The organism is Paenibacillus sp. FSL H8-0260 (assembly GCF_045040625.1).
GTDB lineage: Bacteria > Bacillota > Bacilli > Paenibacillales > Paenibacillaceae > Paenibacillus_AQ > Paenibacillus_AQ odorifer.
In genome coordinates, this window is sequence record NZ_CP150298.1 from 4223807 (window position 1) to 4250319 (window position 26513).

The window sequence follows — 26513 nt, forward strand, 5'->3', positions numbered from 1 at the left end:
ACAATCTAAAAGCAATTATGGAACACAATAATCCCTTTAATCTTCAATATGGATTTACGCCTACTAGTCCACTGCCCTTATTTGATAAGATGGAGAACATGTTTACTGATTGGGGCAAAACAGGTCTTTTGGATCGGCTGCATGTTAAAACACTGTTTTATCAATGGATTTATGAGCTGCTTAGGCAGCTGCATACGCTGGAAACACAGTTAATACAACCTGATCCGCTAGATCAAGCAATTCGCTAAATGCAGACTTATTATAAGGAAATCTTCTCTCTTGAAAAATTAGCTAAAGCGGTAAACAGCAGCCCTAGAACATTATCCAGATTATTCAGAACACGGCTGCAGACTAGCCCTGCTCAGTACTTAATCAGCATCCGCATGGAAAAATCGAAAATACTGCTCCTGAACACTGAGGCGAGCTTGCATGACATCGCAATTGCAGTAGGTTATCCTGATGGCTATTATCTAGGAAAAATGTTCAAAAAATATTACGGAACCTCCCCTGTCCGATACAAAAATAAATTGATCACCCAACCCAGTTGGCGTGATATGCCATCCCAAGGTGCACAAATTGACATTGCCCGAACACAACCTCTCCGTTATATTGATTATGATAATCATTATCAATATAACGGAGAAGGGGAATTACCAATGTTTAGAAATGCCAAACCATCATTACTGCTCACCCTGTTATTATGCTTTACCATAGTGTTAAGCGCTTGTTCCACGGGAACCACAAATTCAAATGCGTCAAGCAATGGGACACCAACCCCCTCAGCAGAAACAAGTACAGGAGCAAATACAGATAAAGCTGCTGTCGAAGCACAAACCCGGATAATTTCCACAGTTAAAGGAGACATTGCCGTTCCCACTAGTCCACAAAGAGTCGTAGTTCTTTATTTGCTCGGTGATGTACTGGCTCTAGGCATTAAACCTATAGGTGTATCCGATGTATCCGAGGGTGCTGCATTTGAAGATGAGCTAAAAGATGTGCAAAAGCTTGGCACCTGGTTTGAGGCTAGCCCTGAAGCAATCCTTGCTCTAAATCCTGATCTTATCATCGTGCCGTCAGAGGAAACTTATGAAGCCCTCCACCAAATTGCACCAACAGTGTTAGTTCCGTATGAAAAAATGTCAACAGAAGAACGGGTGTCCTTTATTGGACAAGTCGTAGGCAAAGAAGATCAAGCAAAAGAATTATTTACTGATTTCCATAAAAAAGTTGAAGACAGCAAACAAAAGCTGCAAGAAGCTGGTATTCTGGATCACACAATATCCATCATGGAAGGTGGAAAAGACAACAGTATGGCTGTTGTGGCAAGCAAACAATTCGGACGTGGTTCGCAAATCATTTATGAATATTTAGGCATGAAGGCGCCGGAAATCATTCAACAGAAAATAGATACGGCGACTGGTGCGGATGGCGAATCCGTATCCTTTGAAGTCCTTGGCAAATACAGCGGTGACTATATCTTCCGCTCCTCTTATGATGGTATGGCTGATCTGACCCAAAACCCAATTTGGAACAATATCCCTGCCGTGAAAGAAGGCCGTTTGATGGAAATTGATTTTGGATTAGGTTATTACAGTGATATCTATTCTCTAAATGTGCAACTGGATTATATTGTTGAAGCTTTGCTTGCTGCACCAAGAGTCAAATAAGTACTCAGGATACAAAAAAGAGATGGTCCACTTCATAAAGTGGCCATCTCTTTTACTGTCTATTGAAGGTTTCGACGGGCTTGTCCAGCTTAGGAGCTGATCTTGTTATGCTGATATTGCTCAAGTGACACCAGCACCTCACGCGGCTTGCTGCCCTCGTAAGGACCGATGACTCCACGAGCCTCCATAGAGTCAATCAACCGGGCTGCACGGGTATAACCGACACGCATACGACGCTGTAGCAGCGACACTGAAGCCTGTTTAGCCTCCAGCACAATTTGTACGGCCTGCTCGTATAATTCATCCTGCGGCTCCTGATCCTCTGTGATTGTATCATCCACTTCAGGAACGATGGACTCATCGTATTCGGCTTCACCTTGACTGCTGACATATTGAACAATAGTCTCTACTTCTTGGTCGCTCATAAAAGCTCCCTGTACACGAATAGGTTTAGATGCGCCCATTGGCAAGAACAACATATCACCTCGGCCTAACAGCTTCTCTGCACCGGGCATATCCAAAATGGTACGTGAATCCACATTGGACGATACGCCAAAAGCGATCCGGGACGGAATATTAGCTTTAATTAAACCTGTGATTACATCTACTGAAGGGCGTTGTGTAGCGATAATTAAATGAATTCCAGCCGCCCGCGCCATTTGTGCAAGTCGGCAAATTGCATCCTCGACATCATTGGCTGCAACCATCATCAAATCCGCAAGCTCGTCCACAATAACAACGATATACGGGAGAATTGCCGCTGGATTCTCAGCCATTAGCTTATTATAACCTTCCATATTCCGTGTTCCCGATTTGGAGAATAGCTCATAACGCTTCTCCATTTCCACAACAATCTTCTTCAAAGCTAGGCTAGCCCGCTTTGGATCTGTGACAACCGGAGCCAAAAGATGGGGAATTCCATTGTACACATTCAGCTCTACCATCTTAGGATCGACCATGAGGAATTTAACTTCATCAGGTTTAGCTTTGTATAAGATGCTTGTTATAATCCCGTTGATGCAGACAGATTTACCGGAGCCAGTTGCACCGGCCACCAATAAATGGGGCATCTTAGCCAGATTGCCAATAATGGTCTGGCCGGAAATATCACGGCCAAAAGCAATCGATAATCTGGATTCAGCCTCCTGAAAAATCTGTGTTTCCATAACTTCGCGCATGGTAACAATAGACACCTCAGAGTTCGGAACTTCTATCCCAATTGCAGATTTACCCGGAATCGGCGCTTCCATCCGAATGTCTTTGGCTGCAAGTGCAAGGGCAATGTCATCCGTCAGATTTACAATACGGCTAACCTTAACCCCAATATCCGGTTGTATCTCATACCTCGTAACCGCTGGGCCTCTTACTACCTCCAGCACCTTAGCCCGTACCCCAAAGCTTTCAAGTGTTGCTTCTAACTTACGGGCTGTCTGCATATAATCATTCTGATCTCCAGCTTTGCCACCATTGTTAGGTTTGGCTAGAAGACGGAACGATGGCAGCTTATATGGCTTCGGTGGCGGTGGTGCTGGAGGAGCAGGAATAATCTCTCCATCTGGAGAAGCACCTAGCAGGCCTTCCAAGTCTATGCTTACATTCTCCTCAGACTCATCCGTAGGCTGCTGCTTAACGGCATTAGGTCCGGCTACAGCAGGTTTAGCTGCTTCACCACGAGCTGCGGGTGAGAATTCACTCCACTCTTCCCGGTCTTCTTCGTTTAACCCTTCTGAACGGATATGTTCAAAGAAGTCACGAATAATAGGCGTCACAGGTTCAATATCCAGATCCGCATCATCAAAATCATGATCGATATCGTCTAATGGAATTACATGACTATCTGGAGTTAATCCCGAAATAATCGGACCGGTTGAAGCACTTGTCACAATTGGACCCTGATCGTCATCCTCAGAATCTGCTTCCACCTGTGAACGCGTGGAGCCTGAGAACCAGCCAGATATTTTTTTCATAAGGACAGGTTGTTTGCGATTAGGCAAATACCGATCGTCTTCGTCTTCTTCCTCCTCGTCATCATAGACAGGCTGCTTCACCTGCCGAGCCTTAGCTGGAGCAGCGGCTCTAGAAGGTCTGGCCGCTACGGGAACCGCCTTCGGACGGTTTGCAGCATGGAGACGAATCCCCTCCACAAACTTAACCAAGCGCACTCGCAAAAGCGTAAAAATCTCCACATAGGACAAGTTGGTAATTAGCATAAAGCTGATCGCCAGCATGACGATCATAAGCAGCTTAGCGCCCAGACTACCAAAAAGCCATAACAGCGCTGCATACTCCAACCCGCCGATGTACCCTCCGCTTATATCCTTACCCAGCATATAGACATTGCTTTCGTTCGAGCCAGGTGAAAGTGATCCCGAAAGATCATTATGTATTTGTGTCATTACATTGCCAGGATGTAACAAAGACAACGGGCCAAGCTTCTGCTCCATTGCAGATATTGTGCTCATAAGGCACATAGACAATAGAAGCAGAAGCACGCCAGTATGCCTGCTGTTCCACGAGGAAGGCCATCTTCGATGGATCATCACCATAAGTCCATAAAAAATGCCGATAAGCGGCAACACAAAATAAAATCTCCCTAATAAGTAACCCGCCATACTTGAAAGTGAGCGCCCTACGGCTGCTTCACCAGACAGTGCAATGACGGAAATAGTTATTAATAAAATTCCATATATTTCATATTTTAAAACGCTGCCGAGCAGCGCTTTTTTCTTCTTCTTTTTTCGTTTAGCCACGCCAGCCACCCCCGGAACAACATTATACCATATAATGGCGTGGCGTACCTATGTTCTCTTTTGTCAGAAAATGAATCTTTATGTTAATGTAATTATCGAACCTGGAGAGAACGCCGGATCTAGATAACGGTTCAGCGGACAATCCAATAATCTCACAATCCGCGCACGTCCTTCCTCCATCGGTTCAACCTGCATCAGCATGCCCTGCACACTAACTTCTCGGGTTGCGGCATAATTGTTAAATGCCCCCTCCCACACCTGTTCCATTGCAACTACTGTGTACAGTGTCATTGCGTAATCCCTCCTGGAGTCGATGCTGAGAAATCCCCGCCGATCATTCGGTTAAGATGCGCAAGTGCCGCTCCGATCCCGCCGACCTCATCCATCAGACCATATTTAACGGCATCCAAGCCCCCCACAGCCGTCCCGATATCACGATTGAGCTCACCTGTCTTAAACATGAGATCACGGAACTGTTCTTCAGAAATACGCGAATGGGAAGTCACAAATTTAACGACACGTTCCTGCATTTTCTCCATATACTCGAAAGTTTGCGGCACTCCGATCACTAAACCATTCATTCGAATCGGATGAATCGTCATCGTTGCACTTTCAGCAATAATCGAATAAGTGGAGGAAACTGCAATCGGCACCCCGATGCTGTGCCCGCCTCCAATGACTACGGTTACCGTTGGCTTGGAGAGGGATGCAATCATTTCCGCAATTGCTAATCCCGCTTCTACATCTCCACCTACCGTATTTAAAATGATAAGCAGGCCTTTGATGTTTTTATTCTGCTCAGCTGCCACCAGCTGCGGAATGATATGCTCATACTTTGTTGTTTTGTTCTGTGGAGGCATAACAATATGTCCTTCAATCTGACCAATAATCGTTAAGCAAAAAATATCAGGCTCTCCACTTGGGACTACTGTTTGTCCAAGCTCCTTAATCGCTCCCATTGTAGTGGGCGGCATATTTTCATTAGGATTCGGATTAGTTTCTCCTGGGACAACTTCCTCATTTTTTGCTCCATTTGATCCTTCGATGTAATTCATCTTCGCAGCTCTCCCTTGTTATATGCAGCTCTAGTCTGCTGTTGCCTTACTAACAATCCTTAGTATGACGTTTCAGGGTGCTGCATTATGCAATTTTCAGCTTATGAACATACAAAAACCCCTTCTCCCGTGGAAACCGTCCAATATTTCCGGGGAAAAGGGGCTCAGCCCTAGCTATATATTCATTGAAGGAGAAACTCTCCTTACACTTCCATGATAATTGGCAAAATCATCGGTCTGCGGCGCGTTTGTTCATATAAGAAACGGCCCAGCGAATCTTTTACGCTTGTTTTAAGGGAAGCCCACTCATTTACTTTTTCACTCATCAGGCGTTGCAATGTACTGGATACAATTCGGTTAGCCTCGTCGAGCAGCCCTTCGGACTCCCGAACATAAACAAAACCACGTGAAATGATGTCAGGTCCAGAAACAATTGCACCATTCTGCTTGCTAAGTGTAACCACGACAACCAAGATACCATCTTGAGACAGCAACTTACGGTCACGCAATACAATGTTACCAACATCGCCTACACCTAGTCCGTCAATCAATACGTTACCAGCTGTTACTTTGCCAGCCTTACGAGCGGCACCGCCCTGGATTTCAACAATTTCACCGATTTCAGTGATGAAAATGTTCTGTGGCTCTACGCCAACCGATTCTGCCAGCAAAGCATGTTTGCGCTGCATGCGGTATTCACCGTGGATCGGAATGAAGAATTTCGGTTTCATCAGGTTAAGCATAAGCTTAAGTTCTTCTTGACTACCGTGACCGGATACGTGAACGCCGGAGTTGGAACCGCTGTAAATCACATTAGCACCAAGACGGAATAATTCATCGATAGTACGGCCTACATACTTCTCATTACCTGGCACAGGTGTTGCCGCAATAATAACGGTATCGCCTGGCAGGATATCTACTTTGCGATGACTAGAACGTGCCATACGTGTCAATGCAGACATTGGCTCGCCTTGGCTGCCTGTGCAAAGAACAACTACACGATTTGCTCCCATTCTATTCATTTCTTCCGGTTCGATAAGCATTCCGTCAGGTACGTTCAAATATCCAAGCTCTGAAGCGATGGATACAACGTTGACCATACTACGGCCAATTACTGTAATCTTACGACCCGTAGATTCTGCTGCATTAACCACTTGTTGAATACGGTGCACATTGGAAGCAAAAGTTGCTACAACGACACGTTGCTCAGCCTTGCGGAAAATGTCTTCCAGCACAATACCGACATTCTTCTCAGATGGGGTAAAGCCTGGTTTCTCAGCATTCGTACTATCTGACAAAAGAGCAAGTACGCCCTTTTGGCCAATCTCTGCCATCCGATGCAGATTTGCAAATTGACCGTTGACTGGGGTGTGGTCAAATTTGAAATCGCCCGTATGAACAACATTTCCTTCCGGAGTCTCAATGCATACACCCACGGAATCAGGAATACTGTGGTTGGTTCTAAAGAAAGTTACCTTAAGTGAGTTCCCCAATTGAATTTCTGAATCTTCGTTGATCAGAATCCGTTTGGTGTCACCCAGCAGGTTCGCTTCCTTCAATTTGTTCTCTACAAGACCTAAAGTCAATCTTGTTCCATAGACTGGAACATTCAAATTCTTCAGGACATAAGGCAGACCACCGATGTGATCCTCGTGTCCGTGAGTAAGCACAATACCTCTTACCTTGTCACGGTTCTCTGTCAAATACGAGATGTCAGGAATTACGATGTCAATACCGAGCATATCCTCTTCCGGAAACTTGAGTCCCGAATCCACGACTACAATGTCAGCTCCGTATTGAATAACATACATGTTTTTCCCGATTTCTCCGACTCCGCCCAATGCGAAAATCGTCAATTTATCGTTGTTGTTTTTTTTGGACAAATGAATCTAACCCTCCTATGATGTTGGACGTCATACTTTTATTGGTAAATATCGAACTTCGATTATTTCAGCGGCGCTGAACACATTTCTTTCAAACAGCCAATAACTTCCAATCGACGAGGAAATTCCTGAAATCTGTAAAATGCGCAATGCGAAAGCTCCCGATTCCGGGCAGTAAAGTTCATATTGAAGCGGACAAACGCCGTCAAAATTCACCGTCGCGCCCCTCGCGCGAAGACATGTCATTTATTTAAACAGACTCATCTTGGGACCTATCCTGTCTCACAATGTATTACATTGACGGAAGATTACCGCATATTTAATTTTAACCGCACCCAGTCACTTAAGATCATTATACATGATTTTTTTGGCAAAAGACAAGTCATCCGCCTCGTATCCAAATTCTTTCCTTAAATTCGCCTCAATATTTCAGAAAAAAAATATAAATGAAAAAACCGGCTCCCTCAATAGAGTAGCCGGTTTAGAACGTACATCAGCAATGATTAATTCTTAGTGAAATAGTGCTTCAATAAAAGCCGCTTCCGCTTCCGTTGGCGAAATAAGCGGCAATCTGACTCCGCCCACAGGGATCCCCTTGAGTCCTAAAGCATATTTTACAGCTGAAGGATTGGGCAGCGGTTGTGGGCATTCAAACATTCCTTTAAAAATCGGGAACAGCTGGCGATGAATCTCTCCAGCAAGCTGAACATTGCCGGAGGTATAAGCGTAAATCATTTCTGACATCTGCGCACCAACCACATGGCTAGATACACTTATAATTCCGTATCCACCGACAGCCAGACTGGCAAGACCTGAGGCATCATCACCCGTATATACACGGAAATCATCTGAACAATCAGAGGCAATAAGTGTTACCTGATCTACAGACGCGCATTCTTTCGTAGCAACGATGTTCGGAATCTCAGCAAGCCGCAGGGTAGTGGCCACGCTCATACTTACACCTGTTCGACCTGGAACATTATATAGAATCACTGGTAATGAAGTCTCTGAAGCAATCGTGGAAAAATGCTGATAAAGACCTTCCTGATTCGGTTTATTATAATAAGGAACGACCAAAAGCACTCCATCTACGCCTATTTTCTCCGCTTCCTTCGTCAGCTGAATGGAATGTTTCGTGTTATTGCTGCCAGTTCCAGCAATAACTTTACAACGTCCATTCGCCTTTTCCAGCACAAAAGAAAACAGCTGCAGCTTTTCCTCATCGCTTAATGTAGGCGATTCCCCTGTCGTTCCGCAGACAACCAAAGCTTCTGATTTCTGTACCTCAATTAAATAATCGACAAGCTGTGAAGTTACATCCCAGTTGATTTCTCCATCCCCATCAAAAGGGGTTACCATGGCTGTTATTAATCTTCCGAAATCCACTTTGAATTCCTCCTTGTCAGCGGTGCAATTCAAACATAGCATGCAGCGAACGCAGGGACTGCACCATATCTTCTTTTTTCACAAGCACCCATATCGTTGTATTCGAATCCGCGGATTGTAGTATTTGAATGTTTTGCGAGCTAAGCGCCTCAACAATGCGCGCCATAATACCAGGCACACCATTAATTCCGCCCCCGATAACAGAAACTTTGGCACAACCCGACAAACTCTTAGGTCGCAAACCCAGCTGCTGTAGAGCAGAAATAGCCTTCTCTGATTTGTCATCAAAAACCGTATAAAGAGCTTCCGTAGGTGTTACATTAATAAAATCAACGCTTATTCCGTTATCTGCCATACTCTTAAAGATTTGCAGCTGCACTCCGGTTCCGTTACCGTCCGGGCATTCCACAGAAATCTGTGTAACATTGCTGACATAAGCAATCCCTGTAACGAATCGATCCACAATTCCCCCTGCTTGGATATCGTTAAATCCTTCTGGATTCGTAACCAACGTACCTTCAGCTTCTGAAAAGGTTGAACGAACACGAACTGGGATCTGTGCCTGCATAGCAATCTCAACCGCACGTGGATGAATGACTTTCGCTCCCTGATGAGCCATATTGCAAATTTCAGTATAACTAACGTAAGTTAATGGCTTAGCATCTTCAACGATCCGTGGATCTGCTGTAAGAATTCCGTTAACATCCGTATAAATATCCACCATATCAGCATGAAGAGCAGCACCCAGTGCTGTAGCAGAGGTATCACTGCCGCCACGGCCTAAAGTTGTCAAATCACCCGCCTCAGTCTGGCCCTGGAACCCGGTAACAATAACTACCTTATCCTCACGCAGCTCACGGAGAATGCGTTCCGGACGCACATCCAGAATTCTGGCATTACCGTAGTTGCTATCTGTCAGAAATCCTGCCTGAGCTCCCGTTAACACTGTAGAAGCGATGCCTTCATTCTCCAGCAGCCCACATAGAGTAGTAGCTGAAATAATTTCGCCACAGCACATCAAGAGATCTTTTTCCCGGTCTGGAAGTGCATCTCCGTTCTGCACAGCCCAATCCAGCAAAGTGTCAGTTGCGTAAGGCTCTCCACGACGGCCCATAGCCGATACAACAATTACAAGACTATAGCCACTTGCCAGCTCCCTTTTGACATTGCGGATTACGTGTTCTCTAGCTTGCGGTGTGGATAGCGATGTTCCTCCGAATTTTTGTACCAGAATACCCATGTATAATTCCCCCATTATTATCAAAGCAAACACACTAATCATTCGTGAAAAGATTACGGTACGTGAGCTTATTCGTTAAGTAAGTTGTTAAATGGCTGTACCGCCCTCGAACCTGAGGACGGTAGCAATACTGCTTATATTTTTTTGATAGCAATGAACTTAGCTGGTTCCACTACGTTATCTTGGCATTTCTCATTGCTCATTTGGTGCATCTCCCCTTTTATTGTCCACAACAAAATCAGCCGAACTCTGTCAATTTTCTATGCTGAATGAAACCGTTCGATGATCATCGGCTGTAGTTGTTTACCTTGCAAAGCGGCATAGCAAGCTTCCGGGATAAGATCCATGCGTGCCACGAGCGAGTTAGGTTTACCCTCAGGGTTATCTTGACCGAATGGTACAAAATAAATATGTTTAGCCACCAGAAGCTTAGCAATATTTGCGGCATTTAGGCCCAATCCATCATTTGTAGATATCGCTAGAACTAGTGGACGTCCGTTGCGCATCTGTGATTTAGCTGCCATTAGCACGGGACTATCCGTCATGGCATTAGCCAGTTTACTCGTTGTATTTCCTGTGCAAGGTGCTATTGTCAGCACATCCAGCAGCTTGGAAGGACCCAGCGGCTCCGCTTCAACAATTGTAGAAATGATATCATTCCCTGTTATATCTTTCAACTGTTTTAACCAATTTTGCGATGTCCCAAAGCGGGTGTCTGTTCCTAGTACAGAGGCAGAAACTATAGGTACTACGTTTGCTCCCCCGTCTACGAAGCGCTGAATTTGTGGCATTACCTCAGCAAAAGTGCAATGAGATCCAGTGATCGCATACCCTACTGTTTTTCCGTGCCAATCCATTTTATTCGTCCCCCTTGATTAAAGCCTCGTCCGAAATCGACTGTACCAGCGCCTTTGCCATAATAATCCCAGCGCTTTTTGGAGCTACAATGCCAGGGAGTCCTGGAGCCAGCATCGCCTTAATCCCACGTTTCTCAGCATAACGAAAGTCACAGCCGCCTGGTGCAGATGCCAGATCAATAATTACGCAATGCGGCGCAAGCCGCGAGAGCACCTGCGCGGTGATGATCATACTTGGTATCGTGTTAAATATAAGATCCACATCGGGTACGTGAAGCAGCAGCTCATTGGTCATAAAAGGCTTCCAGCCCATTTCCTCAGCACGTGCATAATGTTCTTGTTTTCTGACACCAACCTTTACAATGGCCCCCAGTCCCTGTAGACTTCGAGCCATTGTAAACCCAGTTCTACCTAAACCAAGCACCATTGATTTCGAGCTGTGAATCGTAAAATCCGTGTTCTGAATGGCCATTACCAGCGCTCCCTCCGCTGTCGGGATAGAGTTGTAAATAGCCACATCATCACGATTAAGCAGTTCGATTAACTTCAGTGAGTGCTTGGTACACATCCCGTGCAAGTAACTTTTAGCCATACCGGTATACACTAAACAATCGGATGGCAGCGCAGTGAAATGCTCCTCCAGAATCGTTAAACGCTCAGAAGAAAATAGAGCACTAATATTTCCTTCATCATCACAGCCTACCGTAGGCAACACTAATACATCTGCATTACTCAGCAGCTCTACCGTCAATTGTTCCAGGCTCACCCCTGGGCTAGGGGTCTCCCACTTATCGAACCCGGCAGCGCTTACCGTCGCATCCAATTCCACACATTTCCGAATCACTTCAAGCTGTCTCGCGTCCCCGCCCAGGAACACGATCCTGACGCCAGTAAGCATAGGGATGACGCTCCTTTCAACATACACTATCGACTATAAAGCATCTTATGCTGGGCATAGTTAATGGGTGAAGAGCGGAAATGAAATCCCCGGCACGCATGGCTGATGATGAACTAACGGGTTACGGGTTACGGGTTACGGGTTACGGGTTACGGGTTACGGGTTACGGGTTACGGGTTACGGCTGATGAGTTAAGGACCGAGATGCAACTATTTGTGTATTTTTTGCCTTTTAGGAGGAGTTTCGGACTGGAGTGCTCTTATTCGATATAAACAGGCTCGATATCAGGTGTTTTTGATCAAATAGTGACACTGGGGTCCGAAAACAGCCGAATTAAGCAGAATTGTTATAAATAAGAGCACTGGGGTCCGATAGGGGCTTCGTCTTTACTTTGACGGTAGGGTTAGAGTAGTGGCAGAGCGCCAATGACAATGCTGAGTTTATTCGATGGGGAAGTCGGAGTTAGTTGTATAACAATCGAAGAATTAAAACTTTGGATAATTAACTCTGCATAATAAAAAAAGCTCACGAATCATGCCTTGGGCATGAATTCGTAAGCTTTTTAAATGAATTGTAACAACAATCTTACTTGCCAGTATGGCCAAAGCCTCCGGCTCCGCGTTGAGTTTCGGACAACTCTTCCACTTCCACCAAATTAACCACTGGAACGGCTTGAAATACCATTTGGGCAATCCGCTCATTGCGAGCGATAGCAAAAGGCTCCTGCCCCAGATTGATCAAGAGCACTTTGATCTCTCCGCGGTAATCGGCGTCTATAGTTCCAGGTGTATTCAAGCAGGTAATCCCGTGCTTCAAGGCCAGTCCACTACGCGGACGGATCTGCGCTTCAAGCCCCTCTGGCATAGCCAGTGAAATCCCTGTTGGAATTAATGCCCGCTCTCCTGGTGCAAGTACAATTTCACCCGCAACGGCAGCATAAAGATCATAACCGGAAGCTTGCTCCGACATTTTACAAGGAAGATTTACATCCTCGTTTCCAGCAAGTTTATTGATTTGTACGTAATAAGACAAGATCATCTCTCCTAACATTTGCAATAGCTTTATCTGATGAGCCTACCATCGCTAAAGAAAGCGGCTCCGCGAACATATGATCCAGCACACTGTTGATATTGTCCATCGTCACTAGCTGAATTTTGGCGATCATATCGTCCAATGTATTATGTCTTCCGAGCATAAGTTCATTTTTTCCGATACGGTTCATTCGGCTGCTAGTGCTTTCGAGACTAAGGATGAGGCTGCCTTTAAGCTGCTCCTTACCTTTTCTCAGCTCATCTTCACTGAGGCCGTTGGTAGCAAGTTCGTACATCATTTCCTTGATTAACTCCATGACATCCTTTGTTTGCTTGGGCGCTGTTCCAGCATAGACCGTAAACAGACCAGAATCTGCCTGGGAGCTGTGATAGGAATACACCGAATAAGCTAATCCGCGCTTTTCACGAATTTCCTGGAACATGCGGGAGCTCATCCCTCCGCCTACGGCATTATTAATCAGCACCATAGCATACTGCAGGGGATCGCCAGAACGGACACCTGGTAAGGAAAGACAGATGTGATTCTGCTCTGTTTTCTTGCGGTGAAATAAGAGCTCTCCATAGTAATCTGGTGGAGTCAGCGGAGCACTTGTACCATGATTATCAAAAGAACCAAAATGCTGTTCCAGCAGTTCAATCAATCCATCACTAATGTTGCCGGCAACGCTTATAACCGTATTCTCAATCGTGTATTGTTCCTTCATATACGCCCGAAGATCATCCGGCTTCATCTCCATTAGCCGTTCCTTCAAGCCAAGGATGGAATACGCAAGCGGATGGTCCTTGTAGGCAGCAGCACACATCAAATCATGCACAAGATCATCCGGCGTGTCCTCGCACATGGAAATTTCCTCAAGGATGACATTCTTTTCTTTCTCCAGCTCTTCAGCGTCCATCCGTGAACGGAAGAACATATCCGCTAACACATCTACAGCGATAGGCAGATGCTCATCCAATACTTTAGCATAATAACATGTATATTCCTTTGAGGTAAACGCATTTACATTGCCGCCGATGGCGTCAAACTGCTCAGCAATATCCTTGGCGCTGTACCGATCCGTTCCTTTAAAAAGCATATGTTCTACAAAATGGGATATCCCGTTGTTTCCAGGATGTTCATTCCGAGAGCCTGTCTTTACCCAGATTCCGAAAGAAACGGACCGGCCGGTCGGGATTTTCTCCATTACCACTCGTAAACCATTGGATAACACTATTTTTTCCACTTCAAGTCCTCCTGGCTAATAGCCATGTTCTATCTAATTTAATTACACGTGCCTATAATCCTACCAGAAATACATCTCTCACTCAACATTAGAGGGGATTAGCCGCTCTGCTGAGAGCGTTTGACTAACTGTGCCTAGCTGTAACCCTTTTGCTTTGATTCCACGTATCATGGCCTTCAGAGCTTTAGAGGATGCGGCTGTGGGATGCATTAGGACTAGAGTGCCCGGTTCCGCTTTGCTTGTGATTTTGGCAACCACAGATTCAGGAGACGGATTACGCCAATCTACGGTATCCACGGTCCAAAGTACGGTTTTGAGCCCTAAACTGCCTGCAATTTCTACGGTCTCCTGATCGAAATCACCAGAAGGGGGGGCGAACCATTTATTAGTGACTCCAAGCGATTCCTTTAACAGCTTTTGTGTCTTCTCAATTTCTACAGTAGCTCGCGCACGACTTAAAGTACTCATATTAGGGTGGGTATAAGCGTGATTCTCCATCTCATGACCGCGTTTTAGCATTTCTTTAGCCAGTTCCGGGTTTTTACTCAGCCAGCTCCCATCCAGAAAAAACGTAACTTTAACGTTCTCTTCATCCAAAACATCCAACATTGGCACAATGTACTCATTTCCCCACGCCACATTAATCATCAGCGATACCATCGGCTTAGCCGGATTCCCACGATATATGGGTTCAGCTCCCAGTTGATTCAGGGATATCTGTGGTTCGATCTGCCGATACACAAATTTTATAGGTTCTTTTGGTGCCAAAAGAGCATTCCGATATGTACTCTCTACATCAATTTCAAGCCCGTTATAACCCGGAATCGCCTTCCATACCCGATCAACCACAGCATTCACTGGAGGGGCATTAAGCTTGGCTGCGGCGGTCTCAATCCGTGTCCGAAGATCATTGTTCTCCGCCTTAGAAATATCCTTCCACACAGCTAGGTCATCCTGCGGCTTCAATTGCGCAAGCATGTCCTTTACCGGTCCCTGAGTGCTGCCAATTCCTATCACGATCGCAATACAAGCAACCACTAAAGCCACTTTTTCCGTCTTCATGACGACTTCCTCCCCGGTAGAAACGACTTGTAGTCCGTTCCACACGAATACAAAGACACTTTGTCCCAATCTATGAGACAAAAGAGGAATTTATGTCATAAGAACAGAGGCCAGAGGCGTGATAGTGATGCACATTACTTTATTTCATATAAAAAAAGAGCCAGAACGCAATCGCTTCTGTCTCCTTTTATTATGCTATTAGGTACTTTAGAAAAGGTACCTCTACAATCGAAACTTAAGCTTTAGCTCCAGTTTCCGAAGTCAATACCGCTTTACGCGACAGGTTAACCCGGCCTTGTTGGTCGATTTCGGTAACTTTAACGGTAATTGTATCCCCGACAGCTACAACATCTTCAACCTTAGCTACGCGCTCAGTAGACAATTGGGAAATGTGTACCAATCCGTCTTTACCCGGAATTAGTTCAACAAATGCTCCAAATTTCTCAATACGTCTAACTGTACCCACATAGATTTCTCCAACTTGTACTTCACGCACAAGTCCTTCGATAATCGAACGCGCCTTTTGGATCATTTCTTCATCTGAAGAACCGATAAAGACACGGCCATCTTGTTCGATGTCGATTTTTACGCCGGTTTCTTCAATAATTTTATTGATAATCTTACCACCAGCACCGATAACATCACGGATTTTGTCCGGATTGATGTTGATAATAATGATTTTTGGAGCATATTTGGACAGATTAGGTCTTGGCGCAGAGATCGCTTCATTCATTTTGTCCAAGATGAACAGACGGCCTTCTTTAGCCTGCTGAAGTGCATCCTGAAGAATTTTGCGGTCGATACCGGCAATCTTAATGTCCATTTGAATAGCTGTAACACCTTCTGCTGTACCAGCTACCTTGAAGTCCATATCTCCGAGATGATCTTCCATACCTTGAATATCCGTCAGGATGGAGACATGCTCTCCGTCTTTGATCAGACCCATTGCTACTCCGGCTACAGGTGCTTTGATTGGCACACCAGCGTCCATCATAGCCAGAATGCTGGCACAGATACTTGCCTGGGAAGTAGAACCGTTAGATTCAATCGCTTCTGATACTAGACGAATCGTGTACGGGAATTCAGTTTCACTAGGAATAACCTTGGATAATGCACGTTCTCCAAGTGCTCCATGACCGATTTCACGGCGTCCTGGTGCTCTAAGCGGACGAGCTTCCCCTACGCTGAACGGCGGGAAGTTGTAATGGTGCATGAAACGTTTCGTTTCAGTAGGATCGATTCCGTCAAGAATTTGCACATCACCTAGTGCCCCAAGAGTACAAACGCTAAGGATTTGTGTTTGTCCACGTGTAAACAGACCGGAACCGTGTGTACGCGGTAACAGACTTGTATCACATTCAATCGGACGGATTTCATCAAGTTTACGTCCATCTGGACGAACCTTATCATGTGTAATTAGACGTCTTACTTCATCCTTCACGATATCATGTAGGACTTCTTTAACATCTTTCAGAAGCTCCGGTGCTTCTATGTACTTCTCTACGAAATACGCAACCGCTTCATCATTAACGACATCAATCGCTTCCTGACGCGCATGTTTTTCAGCTATTTTAACGGCTTCCACCAGACGAGCCTCAGCAAATGCACGGACCTCAGTATTCACGTCAGCATTCACTGTATGCAGCTTCACAGCCATTTTTTCTTTACCAGCCACTTTAACCAGTTCTTCAATGGTTGCAACGATCTTGCGGATTTCATCATGACCGAACATAATCGCTTCGAGCATCACATCTTCCGTCACTTCGTTCGCTTCTGCTTCAACCATCATGATTGCATCCTTCGTTCCAGCTACCACCACATAAACATCACTGATTGCTTGCTGAGACATATCCGGATTGATCACAAACTCTCCATTAATCCGACCTACAGCAACGCCGCCGATGGGTCCATCAAAAGGCACATCGGAAATACTTAGTGCTGCTGAAGTACCGATCATAGCAGCAATATCTGGTGCGCAGTCCTGATCCACACTCATTACCATGTTCAATACCTGAACATCGTTACGGAATCCTTCAGGGAATAGTGGTCTGATTGGACGGTCTGTCAAACGGCTTGACAGAATCGCTTTCTCACTCGGTCTACCTTCCCGTTTAATAAATCCGCCAGGAATTTTACCTACCGCATATAATCTTTCCTCATAGTTAACTGTAAGCGGGAAAAAATCCAGATCCTTAGGCTCTTTCGAAGCCGTAACGGTACATAATACCGAAGTATCCCCGTAACGCACCATAACGGCTGCGTTTGCTTGTTTAGCCAGGCGGCCCGTTTCCAGCACAAGGCGTCTTCCACCCAGCTGCATTTCTACACGTTTTTCCATAAATACCTCCTTGAATAGTAGTAGACCCGCAGTCTAAAATAGCAGGTTCACATATCGATCTAAATAAATTGGAAAGGCTTGTCCCAAAGGGAGGCTGCCTATTCTGTATGCATATAAGAAGAAACGGCTGGGCCTTACTGAAAAGTAAAGTCGCCGTTTTTGCGAATAATCTCATCGATCCTAATATTAAGTTTTCCCTAAATTTTCAAAAAGCAACCCAGCTGTCCCGCTGTCGCTCCGAGAAGGACATACGGTATACAACCAGGCTGCTTTAAGAGTAATCTTATGGAAAATTAACGACGCAATCCCAGTCTTTCGATCAGGGCGCTGTAACGTCTGATGTCTTTGTTTTTCAAATACGCCAGAAGTTTACGACGTTGTCCAACCATTTTCAACAATCCACGACGGGAGTGATGATCTTTCTTGTGCGTACGCAAGTGGTCAGTCAAATTAACGATGTTCTCCGTTAGGATAGCAACTTGCACCTCAGGGGATCCAGTATCGGATTCGTGAGTTTTGTGCTCGTCGATCAATTGATGTTTACGTTCTTGAGTTAATGCCATCCTGTTCACCTCCTTCAATATAATCGCCACTAGCCTCGTCACCGTCGGTGAGAACGTGCAACCAAGCTAAGGTTATGATGCTGTAAGCCAGCAACGTTACTTAGTATAGCATCTCCATTAACAAAAGTAAACGGCTTGTCCGGGATGACTATAACTTATACTCCAGAATCTTCTTCGCGGTTTCTGCATCCTCGCCAATCTGAGTAATCAATGCTCCAATGGAGTCAAACTTCCGTTCTGGACGAATGTAAGATACCAATTCTACCTTAAGCTCTTGATCATACAGGTCACCCTCGAAGTCAAAAAGATGAACCTCAAAGCTCGGAGTTAACACACCCTCATGAAAGGTTGGTTTAACACCCACATTCATAACCCCGTACAGAACTTTATCCTTATAAAAGACTCGGACCGCATATACACCTTTGGTCGGAATGACAAAATGATCACTGAGCTTCAAATTGGCAGTTGGAAAACCAATTGTGCGGCCTCTCTTCTCACCATGCCCCACTTCACCACGCAGATGATAGCAACGTCCGAACCAGGAGTTTGCCAGCCCCAGATCTCCATTTTGGAGACTTTTACGAATGCCGGAGCTGCTAACCTTTTCACCTTCAAGCAGAAAAGGAGGAGCAACTTCCACATTCATAACACCTTCACCCAGTTTGCGAAGCATCTCAACATCGCCTTCACCTTGGTAGCCAAAGCGAAAGTCAAAGCCAACAACTGCTGTTACAATATGTAGCGGTAAAAGCATAACAGAGACAAAATTCTGTGGACTAACCCGGGAAAGCTGCTCATTAAATTCAACAACATACAGGATATCGACACCCATGCTCGCAAGAATCTCTTGCTTTTCAAAGGGTGGCGTCAAGTACCCTTCATAATCTCCCTTACCCATAACATCTTTGGGATGAGGATGAAATGTAAGGACTGCAGCCGGCACACCTTGTTTACGGGCTAAGGCTACAGCGGATGTAATGACGCTGGCATGTCCACGATGCAGGCCGTCAAACTGCCCTAGAGCAGCCACTTGAGGTTGTGCCCATTCGGCAGCAGTCTCCGGCGACATCGGATAGGTTAACGTTACGGTTCTCACGCTGTTTCTCACCTACAATTCACTTGGTAAAATTGATTTAAGCTTGTGCAAACACCTTTACTGGGGCAATAGCACCTGTCTCTTCCAGCTCATAAATGCCAAGAAACAATCCCTGAAGATCGTATAGCCGAATTTGACCTGTTGTCTTCACTTCTGGAGCAATGAACCGCGAAGACAAACGTTGACCCTGCAGTGCTGCCTTCTTCTTCTCATCCATAACGGTATGCTTAGGCAAATGCGAAATTGCCTCATCAGCAGCGATTAAATGATCTTCCAATGTTCCGGCTTCCTTGTGCGCGGCAATATCCTCAAGGGATAAACAATGGCTGGCAGAAATTCCTGCCGACATTGTTCTCTCCAGCTTCACCATTACACCCGGCAGTCCAAGCGCACGACCGATATCTACACAAAGTGTACGAATATACGTGCCTTTGGAGCATAATACCCGGAAAGTGATGTCGGGATGATTACCTTCCCAAGTCATATCCGTCATTTCGATTTCATAAATCTCTACTTCGCGACTTTTCCGTTCAACGGTTTTGCCTTCTCTAGCCAATTCATAAAGACGTTTGCCGTCCACTTTCACCGCAGAGTACATGGGAGGAACCTGAGAAATTACGCCTTTGAAAGAGGCAAGCACTACAAGAATCTCTTCCTCAGTTACATGAACCTCATCAACAGTTTCCGTAATGGTTCCAGTTAAGTCTTCTGTATCACTGGACACCCCCAGTCTCAGTGTTGCCACATATTCTTTGGGCAGCTCCTGAATATACTCCACAACGCGAGTCGCACGTCCCAGACAAAGCGGCAATACACCAGTCACTTGGGGATCTAGTGTCCCCGTATGACCAATTCGTTTCATGCCGAGAATCCGACGTGCCTTGGCTACAACATCATGTGAAGTGAAGCCTGCCGGTTTATAAACCGCCAGAACACCTTCTAATTCACTCATAAATGACGTCTTACCTCCTCAAGCACCTGAGCTATTGCCTCTTCAAGCGTAGCTTCTATACGCGCACCTGCAGCACGGGTATGACCGCCGCCTCCAAACGTTTGCGCCAATGCAGCCACGTCAACTTTACCGGCAGAACGCAGGCTAACCTTGACCGCATGTTCGTGAATAACTTTAAAAAGAATGCCTACTTCCACGCCCCGAATATTACGAGGGTAGTTTACGATTCCTTCCAAATCTTCATTAGCAGCAGCACATTCGATCATATGCTCGGGTGTAACATATAGCCAGGCAATATCTCCTTCAGGAGATAATTCCAGCGTATTTAAGGCTTTATTTAATATTTTAACCTGTGGCAGCGTCATTTCTTCAAGCAATGTCTCAGCGAGTTCAGGACCGTTAACCCCAAGGGATAATAGCTCAGATACAGCTGCCATTACTTTTGGTGATGTGTTGGTATAACGAAAACCACCGGTATCTGTTAACAGACCCGTATATATAGCTGTGGCGATATCAATATCCCATTCGATCTCGAATGTCTTCAGCAGGTCGAACAAAATTTCCGCTGTCGCAGCTGCATCCGGTTTGATTAAATTAACGAATCCATAACCGTTATTTGTTGGATGGTGATCAATGTTCAGGATAAAAGCCTCATTCGCAAAATAGCGATTTGTCAGCCCTACTCGCTGAAAATCCGCACAATCCACACAGATGACGTTGCTGTATTGACGGGGCGGTTCACTAGAGGCCATATTGATGATTTCATCCGAATGCCATAGGTATTCCATTCGCTTCGGGATCGGTCCTTCATTCAGCATAGTATATTTTTTGCCCAGACATGAGAGAAGCCAGCCCACCGCAAGGGTGGAGCTGACTGCATCTCCGTCCGGCTGAACATGCGACACTACAAGGTAATCGTCGTGTTCCAGCAGAAACGCACGGGTCTGCTGGAGACTTTGTTCATAGCTCTGCATTCGCCGTCTCCTTTTTAAAGGTTGTTCAAAATAGCATAACGCTATTTTGAACCCCACTTTAATCACTTATTTCTAATCGTTCTTATGAAGCTCTCCAAGAAGCTTCTCAATATGACTGCCATAAGCGACAGATTCGTCGAACTTGAAGATCAGCTCCGGTGTATGCCGAAGGCGAATGGCCTTGCCAAGCTCTGAGCGAAGAAAACCATTGGCTTTCTCAATCGCTTTAAGCGAGTCTGACTTCTGCTCTTCATCCCCGAACACGCTTAGGTATACCTTGGCTTGCGATAGATCGTTAGTCACGTCTACGCCAGTTACAGTTACAAAACCGATTCGAGGGTCTTTCAGACCGCTTTGGATAAGTTGACTAAGCTCTTTCTTGATCTGCTCGCCCACTCGTCCTGCTCTAATTTTAGACATCTATATTCACCTCTTCGCTTAGCGCTCTACAGTTTCCATAAGAAACGCTTCGATAATGTCGCCCTCTTGGACGTCATTATAGCGTTCCAAAGTTATGCCACATTCATAACCTTGCGCCACTTCTTTGGCATCATCTTTGAAACGTTTCAAAGTATCAACCTTACCTGTGAAGACTACGATTCCGCTACGGATCAAGCGCATTTCAGCATTACGGGTAATTTTACCGGAAGTAACCATACATCCTGCAATGGTACCCACTTTGCTGATTTTGAACACACTGCGAACTTCGGCGTGACCGATAACATTCTCTTTATAGATAGGATCGAGCATACCTTTCATGGCACTTTCGATTTCTTCAATTACGTTGTAGATAATGTTGTGCAGACGAACATCTACTTTTTCTTGCTCAGCAGCTGCTTTGGTCTGTGCGTCTGGACGAACGTTAAAGCCGATAACGATAGCATTCGATGCTGCTGCAAGCGTAATATCGGATTCAGTAATCGCACCAGCACCGCTGTGAATGATCTTCACGCGTACGCCTTCCACTTCGATCTTAGCCAAGGATCCTTTAAGCGCCTCGACTGAACCTTGTACGTCAGCTTTGATAATCACGTTAAGGTCTTTGATCTCGCCATCTTTAATGTGCTGGAACAGATCATCCAAAGTTACACGGGTGTTCGTATTCAGCTCAGATTGACGTTGGGAAGTAGAACGTCTATCAGCAATCGCACGCGCTTTACGCTCGTCTTCAAAAGCCATAAACGGATCGCCAGCTTGTGGCACCTCAGTCAAACCAGTAATTTCTACTGGAGTAGATGGTCCAGCTTCTTTGATCTTACGACCTTTATCATTGACCATCGCACGTACACGTCCGAAGCAGTTACCTGCTACAAAGGCATCGCCGACTTTCAACGTACCGTTCTGAACGAGTATACGAGCAACTGGTCCACGGGATTTATCAAGCTCAGCTTCTATAACAGTACCGCGTGCCCGTTTGTCAGGGTTCGCTTTGTACTCATTAACTTCAGCTACGAGCAGGATCATTTCCAGCAGTTCTTCCAAGTTAATACGTTGTTTCGCAGAGAGGTTAACGAAGATGGTATCTCCACCCCACTCTTCAGGAACAAGTTCATAACTTGTAAGCTCTTGCTTCACCTTATCAGGATCTGCACCCGGTTTGTCGATTTTATTAACAGCGACAATAATCGGAAGTCCAGCAGCCTTAGCGTGTGCAATAGCTTCAACGGTCTGAGGCATAACACCGTCATCAGCAGCCACTACGATAATTGTCATATCCGTAACCTGTGCACCACGAGCACGCATAGCAGTAAATGCTTCGTGACCAGGTGTATCAAGGAACGTGATTTTCTTTTGGTTGATTTCGACTTGATAAGCACCGATGTGCTGAGTGATTCCGCCGGCTTCGCCTAGCGTCACATTGGTCGAACGAATAGCATCAAGTAGTGTAGTTTTACCATGGTCAACGTGACCCATAATAGTAACTACTGGAGGACGAGTCTGAAGATCCTCTTCATTGTCATTCTCTTCCACTGTTTCGAAGCTGTCCTCGTCCACAGGAATCTTCACTTCTACTTCTACACCAAATTCAGCAGCGAGCAGCAAAATGGTGTCGATATCAAGTTCTTGGTTGATAGTAGCCATAACACCCATCGAAATCAGCTTTTTGATTACTTCAGAAGCATCCTTGTGAAGCAATTTCGCTGTTTCACCAACGGTCATGCTGCCACGAACGATGATTTTCTTAGGCGTGTTATCGATCTTCTCGCGGTGTACCATTGGCTGGTTCTTGCCACGGCCATTCTTACCACCACGACCGCGGTAGTTACCACCTTTACCATCATCGAAACGTCTTTGATTATTATTCGGTCTGCCACCAGTTGTGTTCTTTTTAGGACCTCTGTCATCACCGCGTGTGAAACCTCCGCCTGTGCCAGATTGACCTTGTGGACGGCTGTCAGTGCGTGGTGCACTGCTTTGTCCTTGCGGACGGCTGCCACTTGTGTTGCTGCCTTGTGGACGGCTTCCACCAGTGTTGCTGCCTTGTGGGCGGCTACCACCAGTATTGCTGCCTTGCGGACGGCTGCCACCGGTATTGCTACCTTGTGGACGGTTGCCGCCAGTATTACTGCTTTGCGGGCGGCTGCCACCGGTATTGCTACCTTGTGGGCGATTGCCGCCAGTAGTGCTGCCTTGCGGGCGGCTGCTGCTAGTACTGCTAGTACTGTTAGTACGTGGAGCACCGCTTTGTTGCGGACGTGCATTCTGCGTTGAACCTGTTTGTGTTCTGCGGGAATCTTGTCCGCTTTGGGGCCTTGGGGACGTCGTCGATTGGTTGTTGTTTTGGTTACTGTTCATACCTACCTGCTTTTCCTGTTGATTTTTGTTGGCATTCTGAGCACTTTGAGGTTCGGCTGTTACCGCACCGGTTGTTACCGGCCGGCTGCTGGTGCCGGTATCCCGCTTGGCTGCAGCGTTTGATTTGATATCCTTAAAGAACTGTTCAACTTTGTTCACGGATCCATTCTCCATGACACTCATATGATTATTCACAGGGACATTCAAACGCTTCAGAATAGTAATAATTTCTTTACTGCTCATGTTTAGTGACTTGGCGTATTCGTACACGCGCAATTTATCTTTGTTCTCTTCTTTAGTCAATAAATCCACCTCCGACAGTATCTCCGAGTTGCTTGGAGATCATTTCCGCGAATCCTTTATCCGTAATGGCCAGTACTACACGCTGGTCTTTACCAATACTTGCACCGAGTTCATCCCGGTGAAATGCGATTACTAGTGGAATATCGTAAGTTCCGCATTTATCACGGAACTTTTTTTGGGTATTATCTGAAGCGTCACCTGCCAGAACGACCAGCTTCGCCTCTGAAGACCGTACAGCTTTGAGTACAGCCTCGTCACCGGTGACTATCTTGCCTGCTCTCATGGCAAGCCCTAAATAAGAAAGCGCCTTACTCATTATCCTCACTATCCTTTGCTGCTAGAAACTGCTCTTCCACGGAAGTAAACTCCCGGGCTAGCTGGGCGTAGATTTCAGGACTCACTTGACATTTCAATGCACGGTCAAGTGCTTTGTTCTTTTGTGCCAGCTGAAAGCATTCAAGCTTGCCGCATATGTAAGCACCACGGCCTGACTTCTTGCCCGTCAGATCAATCAGCACTTCACCTTCAGGCGTTCTTACCACACGAATCAGCTCTTTTTTAGGCATCATCTCTTGGGTAGCAACGCATTTACGCAGCGGAACCTTTTTTTGTTTCATAACAAACGCCTCCCGTCAAGCAGGTTAATTAATCTATGGAGACGGAATCCTGATGCATTTCATCAATAGAAGATTTCGGTCTGCCGTATTCCTGCTCCGCTTGAGTTTCACTCTTGATATCAATCTTCCAGCCGGTAAGTTTAGCGGCAAGACGTGCATTTTGCCCTTTAATACCGATAGCCAGTGACAATTGATAATCAGGAACGATCACTCTCGCCATCTTCTCCGCTTCAAAGACTTGAACTTCAAGAACCTTTGAAGGGCTAAGTGCATTCGCAACATATTCCTGCACCAGATCAGAATAACGGACGATATCGATCTTCTCACCGCGAAGCTCAGTAACGATGGTCTGAACGCGTGTGCCTCTTGGACCTACGCAAGAACCAACGGGATCTACTTCTGGATTGCGGGAATACACAGCAATCTTCGAGCGGAAGCCAGCTTCACGGGCTACAGAACGAATCTCAACTACACCGTCAAATATTTCAGGAACTTCAAGCTCGAACAGACGCTTCAGTAATCCAGGATGACTGCGGGAGAGCATAATCTGCGGACCTTTTGTTGTATTCTCAACTTTTGTGATATAAGCCTTGATGCGTTCGCTTTGTTTGAACTTTTCACCTGGCATCAATTCGCTAAGCGGAAGAACCGCTTCGATTTTACCAAGATCAATGTAAATGTTCCGCATATCTTGACGTTGAACTAGTCCAGTAACGATATCATCTTCTTTGTCGATAAAAGCATTATAGATAAGTCCACGCTCTGCCTCGCGAATTCGTTGAGTTACAACCTGCTTAGCAGTCTGTGCGGCAATACGTCCAAAATCACGCGGTGTCACTTCAAGCTCAGCGATATCTTCCAGCTGGAAATGCGGGTTAATTTCTCTGGCTGCCGGCAATGAGATTTCAGTCCTTGTATCCAGGACCTCCTCAACAATTAACTTGCGGGCAAACACTTTAATGACACCTGTATTGCGATTCATGTCAACACGCACGTTCTGTGCTGCATTGAAATTACGTTTATAACTAGAGATCAGCGCCGCTTCAATCGCTTCAAACAGCACATCTTTACTGATGCCTCTCTCCCTCTCCAGCTCATTCATTGCTTCAATAAACTCCATACTCATGAATTTCCGGCCCCCCTTTCAAGACGTTAAAAAATAATGGCCAATCTCGCACTTGCGACCTTGGCGTACGGTACTACATGTTCTTTTTTGCCCGCGGAGATGAGCAGTTCCTCGTTCTCGAACGAGAGCAAACGACCTTCAAATTCTTTGAGTCCTTGAATCGGCTCATAAACAGTCACATACACGTCCTTACCTACCGCTTTAGCTACATCCGCAGCTTTTTTGAGAGGACGCTCTGCTCCCGGCGAGGAAACCTCAAGGAAATATGCCTCAGGAATAGGATCATTCTCATCTAACTTCTGACTGAAATATTCGCTAATGATCCCGCAGTCATCAATATCAATGCCGCCTTCTTTATCTACGAATATACGCAGAAACCAATTGGAGCCTTCCTTCACGTATTCAACGTCCACCAGTTCGAAACCATTGTCGTCGAGATAGGGCCCGAGCATCTGCTCTACCGTTTGTTTAATTTTAGATTTGGGTGTGCTCAAAAGAAAATTACCTCCACGAACTTGTCTTTTGCTATATACCAAAGATAAAGAGTGGGTTTCCCCACTCTTTACACAACGGACTTATCTCATTATTACCAAAGAAATTATACCATAGGGAAACTGGACTGACAAGTGCTAGCCCTTGACTCCCCCTTTGGAGCACTCTTTTCTAGCCATGAAA

At 45.7% G+C, this 26513-nt stretch carries 24 protein-coding genes; 2 read left to right on the forward strand and 22 right to left on the reverse strand.

Annotated elements, in window-relative coordinates; translation table 11 throughout:
- The first annotated feature begins 17 nt into the window (after positions 1-17).
- Together MHI51_RS18735 and MHI51_RS18740 are read left to right on the forward strand one after the other, a co-directional pair.
- On the forward strand, positions 18-248 hold the full coding sequence (locus tag MHI51_RS18735; RefSeq protein ID WP_405173177.1) for a hypothetical protein: 231 nt from the start codon (positions 18-20) through the stop codon (positions 246-248).
- Positions 249-1667 (forward strand): AraC family transcriptional regulator, encoded by a 1419-nt coding sequence (locus MHI51_RS18740; protein WP_405173178.1) that lies wholly within the window; start codon positions 249-251, stop codon positions 1665-1667.
- A gap of 89 nt (positions 1668-1756) precedes the next feature.
- Here MHI51_RS18740 and MHI51_RS18745 read toward each other — a convergent pair whose 3' ends face one another.
- The 22 genes from MHI51_RS18745 to rimP all read right to left on the reverse strand — a co-directional run bounded on the left by MHI51_RS18745 (position 1757) and on the right by rimP (position 26332).
- Positions 1757-4417 carry a DNA translocase FtsK gene (locus MHI51_RS18745; protein WP_076276219.1) on the reverse strand — a complete coding sequence of 887 codons (2661 nt, stop codon included), beginning with the start codon at positions 4415-4417 and terminating at the stop codon, positions 1757-1759.
- A gap of 78 nt (positions 4418-4495) precedes the next feature.
- Positions 4496-4708: a YlzJ-like family protein gene (locus MHI51_RS18750; RefSeq protein ID WP_076127863.1), complete on the reverse strand. Its 213-nt coding sequence runs from the start codon at positions 4706-4708 to the stop codon at positions 4496-4498.
- Entirely contained in the window at positions 4705-5472 is a 768-nt protein-coding gene (locus MHI51_RS18755; RefSeq protein ID WP_076136428.1) for a ClpP family protease, read from the reverse strand. Before MHI51_RS18755 ends, MHI51_RS18750 begins: the two co-directional genes overlap by 4 nt.
- 203 nt (positions 5473-5675) lie before the next feature.
- Positions 5676-7355 carry a ribonuclease J gene (locus tag MHI51_RS18760; protein ID WP_405173179.1) on the reverse strand — a complete coding sequence of 560 codons (1680 nt, stop codon included), beginning with the start codon at positions 7353-7355 and terminating at the stop codon, positions 5676-5678.
- Positions 7356-7865: 510 nt separating this feature from the next.
- Positions 7866-8741: a 4-hydroxy-tetrahydrodipicolinate synthase gene (gene dapA, locus MHI51_RS18765; protein WP_340010494.1), complete on the reverse strand. Its 876-nt coding sequence runs from the start codon at positions 8739-8741 to the stop codon at positions 7866-7868.
- A 16-nt stretch (positions 8742-8757) separates the two neighbouring features.
- Positions 8758-9981: an aspartate kinase gene (gene dapG, locus MHI51_RS18770; protein ID WP_036688442.1), complete on the reverse strand. Its 1224-nt coding sequence runs from the start codon at positions 9979-9981 to the stop codon at positions 8758-8760.
- Between the two features lie 260 nt (positions 9982-10241).
- A complete protein-coding gene (locus MHI51_RS18775) occupies positions 10242-10838 on the reverse strand; it encodes a dipicolinate synthase subunit B (protein WP_036688443.1) in 597 nt (198 codons plus the stop codon).
- Position 10839: 1 nt separating this feature from the next.
- Entirely contained in the window at positions 10840-11736 is an 897-nt protein-coding gene (gene dpsA, locus MHI51_RS18780) for a dipicolinate synthase subunit DpsA (protein ID WP_405173180.1), read from the reverse strand.
- Positions 11737-12321: 585 nt separating this feature from the next.
- Positions 12322-12768 (reverse strand): dUTP diphosphatase, encoded by a 447-nt coding sequence (gene dut, locus MHI51_RS18785; protein ID WP_172628834.1) that lies wholly within the window; start codon positions 12766-12768, stop codon positions 12322-12324.
- Complete coding sequence (locus MHI51_RS18790; protein WP_036688449.1) at positions 12743-14011, reverse strand: pitrilysin family protein; 1269 nt, start codon at positions 14009-14011, stop codon at positions 12743-12745. The genes dut and MHI51_RS18790 overlap by 26 nt, the downstream gene beginning before the upstream one ends.
- Before the next feature lie 78 nt (positions 14012-14089).
- Positions 14090-15073 carry a polysaccharide deacetylase family protein gene (locus MHI51_RS18795; protein ID WP_076190910.1) on the reverse strand — a complete coding sequence of 328 codons (984 nt, stop codon included), beginning with the start codon at positions 15071-15073 and terminating at the stop codon, positions 14090-14092.
- Positions 15074-15308: 235 nt separating this feature from the next.
- The gene (pnp, locus tag MHI51_RS18800; RefSeq protein WP_076127850.1) at positions 15309-17411 is read right to left on the reverse strand and encodes a polyribonucleotide nucleotidyltransferase; all 2103 of its coding nucleotides are present in this window, start codon (positions 17409-17411) and stop codon (positions 15309-15311) included.
- Between the two features lie 293 nt (positions 17412-17704).
- Positions 17705-17974, reverse strand: a complete 270-nt coding sequence (gene rpsO, locus MHI51_RS18805; protein WP_036656390.1) for a 30S ribosomal protein S15 — start codon at positions 17972-17974, stop codon at positions 17705-17707.
- Positions 17975-18122: 148 nt separating this feature from the next.
- Positions 18123-19070: a bifunctional riboflavin kinase/FAD synthetase gene (locus MHI51_RS18810; RefSeq protein ID WP_405173181.1), complete on the reverse strand. Its 948-nt coding sequence runs from the start codon at positions 19068-19070 to the stop codon at positions 18123-18125.
- A gap of 37 nt (positions 19071-19107) precedes the next feature.
- On the reverse strand, positions 19108-20022 hold the full coding sequence (gene truB, locus MHI51_RS18815; protein WP_405173182.1) for a tRNA pseudouridine(55) synthase TruB: 915 nt from the start codon (positions 20020-20022) through the stop codon (positions 19108-19110).
- Positions 20019-20996 (reverse strand): bifunctional oligoribonuclease/PAP phosphatase NrnA, encoded by a 978-nt coding sequence (locus MHI51_RS18820; protein WP_405173183.1) that lies wholly within the window; start codon positions 20994-20996, stop codon positions 20019-20021. The genes truB and MHI51_RS18820 overlap by 4 nt, the downstream gene beginning before the upstream one ends.
- Positions 20997-21068: 72 nt before the next feature.
- A complete protein-coding gene (gene rbfA, locus MHI51_RS18825) occupies positions 21069-21416 on the reverse strand; it encodes a 30S ribosome-binding factor RbfA (RefSeq protein WP_076127845.1) in 348 nt (115 codons plus the stop codon).
- A gap of 18 nt (positions 21417-21434) precedes the next feature.
- Positions 21435-24095, reverse strand: coding sequence for a translation initiation factor IF-2 (gene infB / locus MHI51_RS18830; RefSeq protein ID WP_076127844.1), 2661 nt, complete (start codon positions 24093-24095; stop codon positions 21435-21437).
- Entirely contained in the window at positions 24088-24411 is a 324-nt protein-coding gene (locus tag MHI51_RS18835; protein ID WP_036688466.1) for a YlxQ family RNA-binding protein, read from the reverse strand. The genes infB and MHI51_RS18835 overlap by 8 nt, the downstream gene beginning before the upstream one ends.
- Positions 24404-24712, reverse strand: coding sequence for an RNase P modulator RnpM (gene rnpM / locus MHI51_RS18840; protein WP_036688467.1), 309 nt, complete (start codon positions 24710-24712; stop codon positions 24404-24406). The genes MHI51_RS18835 and rnpM overlap by 8 nt, the downstream gene beginning before the upstream one ends.
- 28 nt (positions 24713-24740) lie before the next feature.
- A complete protein-coding gene (nusA, locus tag MHI51_RS18845; protein ID WP_036688470.1) occupies positions 24741-25838 on the reverse strand; it encodes a transcription termination factor NusA in 1098 nt (365 codons plus the stop codon).
- 26 nt (positions 25839-25864) lie between these two features.
- Positions 25865-26332 carry a ribosome maturation factor RimP gene (rimP, locus tag MHI51_RS18850; protein WP_076127842.1) on the reverse strand — a complete coding sequence of 156 codons (468 nt, stop codon included), beginning with the start codon at positions 26330-26332 and terminating at the stop codon, positions 25865-25867.
- Positions 26333-26513 lie beyond the last annotated feature (181 nt).

Coding starts and splice junctions, on each gene's coding strand:
- MHI51_RS18735 (WP_405173177.1), top strand. CDS start 18: ATGGAACACAATAATCCCTTTAATCTTCAATATGGATTTACGCCTACT.
- MHI51_RS18740 (WP_405173178.1), top strand. CDS start 249: ATGCAGACTTATTATAAGGAAATCTTCTCTCTTGAAAAATTAGCTAAA.
- MHI51_RS18750 (WP_076127863.1), bottom strand. CDS start 4,708: ATGACACTGTACACAGTAGTTGCAATGGAACAGGTGTGGGAGGGGGCA.
- MHI51_RS18755 (WP_076136428.1), bottom strand. CDS start 5,472: ATGAATTACATCGAAGGATCAAATGGAGCAAAAAATGAGGAAGTTGTC.
- dapG (WP_036688442.1), bottom strand. CDS start 9,981: ATGGGTATTCTGGTACAAAAATTCGGAGGAACATCGCTATCCACACCG.
- MHI51_RS18775 (WP_036688443.1), bottom strand. CDS start 10,838: ATGGATTGGCACGGAAAAACAGTAGGGTATGCGATCACTGGATCTCAT.
- dpsA (WP_405173180.1), bottom strand. CDS start 11,736: ATGCTTACTGGCGTCAGGATCGTGTTCCTGGGCGGGGACGCGAGACAG.
- MHI51_RS18795 (WP_076190910.1), bottom strand. CDS start 15,073: ATGAAGACGGAAAAAGTGGCTTTAGTGGTTGCTTGTATTGCGATCGTG.
- pnp (WP_076127850.1), bottom strand. CDS start 17,411: ATGGAAAAACGTGTAGAAATGCAGCTGGGTGGAAGACGCCTTGTGCTG.
- rpsO (WP_036656390.1), bottom strand. CDS start 17,974: ATGGCATTAACTCAAGAACGTAAACATCAATTGATCGACGAGCACAAA.
- truB (WP_405173182.1), bottom strand. CDS start 20,022: ATGAGTGAATTAGAAGGTGTTCTGGCGGTTTATAAACCGGCAGGCTTC.
- MHI51_RS18820 (WP_405173183.1), bottom strand. CDS start 20,996: ATGCAGAGCTATGAACAAAGTCTCCAGCAGACCCGTGCGTTTCTGCTG.
- rbfA (WP_076127845.1), bottom strand. CDS start 21,416: ATGTCTAAAATTAGAGCAGGACGAGTGGGCGAGCAGATCAAGAAAGAG.
- MHI51_RS18835 (WP_036688466.1), bottom strand. CDS start 24,411: ATGAGTAAGGCGCTTTCTTATTTAGGGCTTGCCATGAGAGCAGGCAAG.
- rnpM (WP_036688467.1), bottom strand. CDS start 24,712: ATGAAACAAAAAAAGGTTCCGCTGCGTAAATGCGTTGCTACCCAAGAG.
- nusA (WP_036688470.1), bottom strand. CDS start 25,838: ATGAGTATGGAGTTTATTGAAGCAATGAATGAGCTGGAGAGGGAGAGA.